Here is a 4,535-nt window from a genome sequence, read left to right as displayed (position 1 = left end):
GGCGGCGGCAGGCCGTTCAGGGCGAACCAGTCCGGCCAGCGCACCGGGCTGAACGACGAGTCCAGCCGCGGGATGCGCGCGACCGTGGCGGCCTCGATCGGCCCGAGCGCCCGGGCGAGATCCGGCGTGCACAGGGCCGCGATCTCCTCCCGGCCCAGCGCCTCGACCGTCAATCCTGGCCCGGCCGGGGGGCGGCCATAGGCGATCAGGATGTCGATCTCCTCGTGCCGGGCGAGGTCGACCGGCTCGGCGCCGCTGGAGAGGCGGATGCCGATGCCGGGATGCGCCTCCACGAAGGAGGGCAGCCGGGGCCCGAGCCACTTCGCGGCGAAGCTCGGCGTGCAATGCACAGCCAGCGACGAGGGCGGCGGCGGGCTCAGCTCGGCGCAGAGCGCCTCGATGGCGTCGAAGGCCTGGGCGAGGCCCGCGCACAGGCGCTCGCCGTCGGCGGTCAGGATGGCCCGGCGGTTGGCGCGTCGGAACAGGGTGCGCCCGAGGGTGCGCTCCAGCGCACGGACCTGATGGCTCACCGCCGAGGGCGTCAGGTGCAGCTCCTCGCTCGCCCGGGCGAAGCTGCCGAGGCGCGCGGCGGCCTCGAAGGCCCGCAGGGCGGGAAAACTCGGGATCCGCCGCATGCTGCAATCCGTGAACCGGATTCACGGAAATCGTGAAAAATCGTCGTTTGTCAATGACGGAGGGCGGCACGATAGTGCCGATCAGTTTGCGAAGACGGCCAACGGCGACGGGGCGGCGGGAATACACCGCCGTTCGGCATGGCCCCGCGCCGCCGGGCTCGAGGCGTGGCGGGCGGCCCGCATTCCGGCTTCACCCGACGAGAGGACACGCCATGCTCGACGACCACGCCCACGACAGCGCTGTCGCCATCGACCTGCCCGACGACAGCGCCGGCCGGAAGCGGACCTCGATCTACCAGCCCGAGCAGGCGGGCCTGATCTTTCCGGAGATGCCGGAATTCACCAGCCACGCCGAGGCGCGGGAATACCGCAAGCAGCACCTCGTGGCGGCCTGCCGGGCCTTCGCGATGCACGGCTTCGATTACGGCTTCGCCGGGCACCTCACGATCCGCGATCCCGAGCATCCGGAGCTGTACTGGACCAACCCGATGTGCGTGCACTTCTCGCAGGTGCGGATGTCGAACCTGATCCTGGCCGACCACAAGGGCGACGTGGTCGAGGGGCGCTACGCGATCAACCGCGCCGGCTTCGTGCTCCACGCCGCCGTGCACGACGAGCATCCCGACGTGCTGGCGATGTGCCACGCGCACACGACCTACGGCACCGCCTGGTGCGCCACCGGCCGGCCGCTGGACATGATCAGCCAGGATGCGGCCGCCTTCTACGACAGCCACGCGGTGATCGGCGCCTCGGCCGGGGCGGTCGCGGTCGAGAAGGCGAGCGGCCTCTCGGTGGCCCAGCAGATCGGCCGCAACCGCGGGGTGCTGCACCAGAACCATGGCCTGCTCACCTGCAGTCGCCACAGCATCGACGACGCGGCGTTCTGGTTCATCGCCCTGGAGCGGGCCTGCAAGCAGCAGCTGCTGGTCGAGGCGACCGGTATCAAGCCGCAGCTCCTGTCGGAGAAGACCGCCCGCTACAGCCGCGAGCATGTCGGCAGCGACTATATCGGCTGGCTGCACTTCCAGACGCTCTACAGCCACATCGCCGCGACGCAGCCCGACATGTTCGACTGAAGCGTTCGCTGGTGCGAAGCCGGCCGCGGCTGCGGGGCCGCTTGTCGAGGGTCGGCCGCAAAGCCGGCCCTTCCGCCGTCGACACGAGGTTTGCCTGTCGACAACCTGCGGGGCCCGCAACCTTTCGGGTTCGGGAAGGGTCGTCTCCGCGTCGCGGTTCGACCGGGAGGCCGGCATGATGGGATTGGGCGTGTTCTGCGTGGTGGCCGGCACGGGCCTGGCCGCCGCATCCCTGTGGGCGCTGCGCTACCGCGCCTTGCTCGAAGGGATGGGGGGCTGCCTGTTCCTGGCCGGGCTGGGCTTCGCCGGGGCGGATCTGGCGCTCGCATCCTGATCCATGGCGATGAGCCGAACCAATGCAAGGGGTTTTCAGGGCATGGGGTTGCCAAGCTTGGCCATATAGGCCAGCTTGTACGTAAGTAATGCATCCCGATTGGAACTGCCCAGGAGTGCCAATGCTGGTCAATCACGAGCGCCGCCTGCTCAATAAGGCCGCCGGCTCCGGCAACTCTCGGATCTCCATTCAGCGAAAGCCGAACGCATCCTGGCCCGGCGATCACAGCCGGCTCACGGCCCTCGCGAGTGTCGGCCATCTGGAGCAGGTCGCGGTCGGCGACGGGCTCGCAACCTGGCAGATCACCGCGAGCGGGTTGACGCAGCTTCAGGCGTTCGTCGGCGGGGACGCGTGATGGCCTCGATCAAGATCCGCGCGACCGACGACGGCACCTTCGTGGTCTATCGCAACGGTGCGGCGGTCGCCTCCGGGTTGACCCGCCTCCAGGCCGAACGCTGCGCGTCGGTCCTCGGCTGGATCGCCCCGCAGGCCTGAGCGGGCGCGGCGGTAAGGCCCCGTTAACCTTGTCGCCCTACCCCGGTTGCACCAGCCGATCGCTGGCCTTCCACGCCCATCCGATTTCGCCCCTCAACACGGATGGGCGTGGAAGCCGAATTCCGGTCAGAGCGCGCGCGCGTAGCCCGGGCGCAGGTCGATGGCCTGCGCGGTCGCCTGCGAAAGGCGAACCTCGGTCAGCGTGACCTCGGCCCCATCCTTCACGGCCTCCCGCACGATCTTGACCCCGCTGTCGGGATCGTCCGCGATCACGGCGTAGAACACCGTCAGCAGGCAGTCCGGGGTGTCCTCGTCCCGGCGGGCGACCTTCACGATGAAGGCGGTTTGGTTCGGCTCGATCATAGCAGGCGTTCAGATCCGTCCTGGCCGCACGACAGGCGGCCGTCGCCGGGGGCGATATCGCGCCTCGGCGAGAGAAGAGGTACCCCGATCGGGACCCGCCGCCCAGCCCGCATGGGCCGGCGCCGGCGGTCGCCGCACCGTCAGGCGGCGGTCAGGCGCTTGGTGTTGGAGGCGACGTGCTCGCGGTAGCGGGCGATGACCGTCTCGGGCGAGCCGCCCAGCATGAGCGTCGTCATGGCCTCGCCGGCGGCCTCGACCTTCTCGGTCACCATGGATTGCGCCTCGGCCATCCCCGCGCTGCCGCCCCAGGCAAGGCGCACCAGGCGCAGCTCGACCACGCGCTGGGCCTCGATCGCCAGCATCATCCACGAGAAGATGGGATTGTACACGGCTCACTCCGAACCGCGACCGATGCGGCGAGGATTAAACTCGGCGCTCGCCCGGAACGATCCACCGGCGGAACGCGGGTCCGACCCGCGTTCCGGGCCGGGCCGCACCGCGCTTCGTTGGATCCGCGTTCAGGTCACCCCCGCGCCAGCCGTTCGCGGATGAGGGTGTGGAGCGCGCGCAGGTCGCTGCCGAACTGCCGGATGCCCTCGGCGAGCTTTTCCGTGGCCATGGCGCTCTCGTTCATCTCCCAGCGGAACGAGAACTCGTCCGTCGCGGGCGCCTCGGGCGGCGTGCCGTAGGACTCGGGCGACAGGGCGCGGGGGAGATCGCCCTCCGTCGCGGCCAGCTCCTCCAGCAGCTTCGGCGAGATGGTCAGCCGGTCGCAGCCCGCGAGCGCCTGGATCTGGCCGATGGTACGGAACGAGGCGCCCATCACGACGGTCTCGATCCCGCGCGCCTTGTAGGCGGCGTAGATCGCCCGCACCGACCGGACGCCGGGATCCTCCTCGGCCGTGAAGGTCTTCCCCTCGGCCTTGGCGTACCAGTCGGTGATCCGCCCGACGAAGGGCGAGATCAGGAACACCCCGGCATCCGCGCAGGCCATGGCCTGGACCAGGGAGAACAGCAGGGTCAGGTTGCAGTCGACGCCCTCGCGCTGGAGCACGCGGGCCGCCTGGATGCCCTCCCAGGTCGAGGCGATCTTGATCAGCACCCGGTCGCGCGAGACGCCGCGCTCGTCGTAGGCGCGGATGATCGCCCGGGCCTTCTCCAGCGTCCGCTCGGTGTTGAAGGAGAGATTGGCGTCGACCTCGGTGGAGACGCGCCCCGGCACCAGCTTGGTCAGCTCGACGCCCACCGATACGGCGAGCCGGTCGGCCACCGCCTGGACGACATCCTCGGTCTCGCCGCCCTGCTTCCTGCCCCAGGCCACCGCCTCGTCAACGATCGGGGCGAGGCCCTCCATCCCGGCGGCCTTCAGCAGCAGCGACGGATTGGTGGTGCAGTCGATCGGCTTGAGCGTCTCGATGGCGCCGATGTCGCCGGTATCGGCGACCACCACGGTCATGGTGCGGAGTTGATCGAGCAGCGATGTCATCGTTCACCTCGTCGTTTGGCACGGCCGACGGTCCCGGGCCGGGGCTCGCGGCCGAAGCAAACGGCGCGGGGAAAGATGACATAGCTGCGCGATCAACGCCGCAACAAGACCGTGGAGGTCGCCGATACCCGGGACATAGGCGCCAT

General features: G+C 69.8%; 8 protein-coding genes. 4 read left to right on the top strand and 4 right to left on the bottom strand.

All coding sequences use genetic code 11. The annotated features are described in order from the left end of the window. On the bottom strand, nt 1-635 hold a 635-nt coding region (locus FV228_RS21120; protein ID WP_147856407.1), incomplete at its 3' end, for a LysR family transcriptional regulator. A 212-nt stretch (nt 636-847) separates the two neighbouring features. Here FV228_RS21120 and FV228_RS21115 point away from each other — a divergent pair. The 4 genes from FV228_RS21115 (at nt 848) to FV228_RS33290 (ending at nt 2,540) form a co-directional block, all read left to right on the top strand. Further along, a complete protein-coding gene (locus FV228_RS21115) occupies nt 848-1,711 on the top strand; it encodes a class II aldolase/adducin family protein (protein ID WP_147856406.1) in 864 nt (287 codons plus the stop codon). 175 nt (nt 1,712-1,886) lie between these two features. Further along, nucleotides 1,887-2,045, top strand: coding sequence for a hypothetical protein (locus FV228_RS33295; RefSeq protein WP_187277846.1), 159 nt, complete (start codon nt 1,887-1,889; stop codon nt 2,043-2,045). A gap of 121 nt (nt 2,046-2,166) precedes the next feature. Then, complete coding sequence (locus FV228_RS21110; protein ID WP_147856408.1) at nt 2,167-2,400, top strand: hypothetical protein; 234 nt, start codon at nt 2,167-2,169, stop codon at nt 2,398-2,400. Next, the gene (locus FV228_RS33290) at nt 2,400-2,540 is read left to right on the top strand and encodes a hypothetical protein (RefSeq protein WP_187277845.1); all 141 of its coding nucleotides are present in this window, start codon (nt 2,400-2,402) and stop codon (nt 2,538-2,540) included. The genes FV228_RS21110 and FV228_RS33290 overlap by 1 nt, the downstream gene beginning before the upstream one ends. Before the next feature lie 126 nt (nt 2,541-2,666). Here FV228_RS33290 and FV228_RS21105 read toward each other — a convergent pair whose 3' ends face one another. From FV228_RS21105 to tal, 3 genes are all read right to left on the bottom strand, one after another. Then, nucleotides 2,667-2,903, bottom strand: a complete 237-nt coding sequence (locus FV228_RS21105) for a hypothetical protein (protein WP_147856405.1) — start codon at nt 2,901-2,903, stop codon at nt 2,667-2,669. Between the two features lie 140 nt (nt 2,904-3,043). Beyond that, complete coding sequence (locus FV228_RS21100) at nt 3,044-3,292, bottom strand: hypothetical protein (protein ID WP_147856404.1); 249 nt, start codon at nt 3,290-3,292, stop codon at nt 3,044-3,046. Nucleotides 3,293-3,426: 134 nt separating this feature from the next. Next, the gene (gene tal / locus FV228_RS21095) at nt 3,427-4,389 is read right to left on the bottom strand and encodes a transaldolase (protein ID WP_147856403.1); all 963 of its coding nucleotides are present in this window, start codon (nt 4,387-4,389) and stop codon (nt 3,427-3,429) included. Between the last annotated feature and the right edge of the window lie 146 nt (nt 4,390-4,535).

Origin of the sequence: Methylobacterium sp. WL18 (genome assembly GCF_008040015.1) — a bacterium.
In the GTDB taxonomy this organism is placed as follows: Bacteria; Pseudomonadota; Alphaproteobacteria; order Rhizobiales; family Beijerinckiaceae; genus Methylobacterium; species Methylobacterium mesophilicum.
The sequence above is the reverse complement of the archived record's forward strand: the minus strand, read 5'-3'. Positions and strand labels throughout refer to the sequence as shown.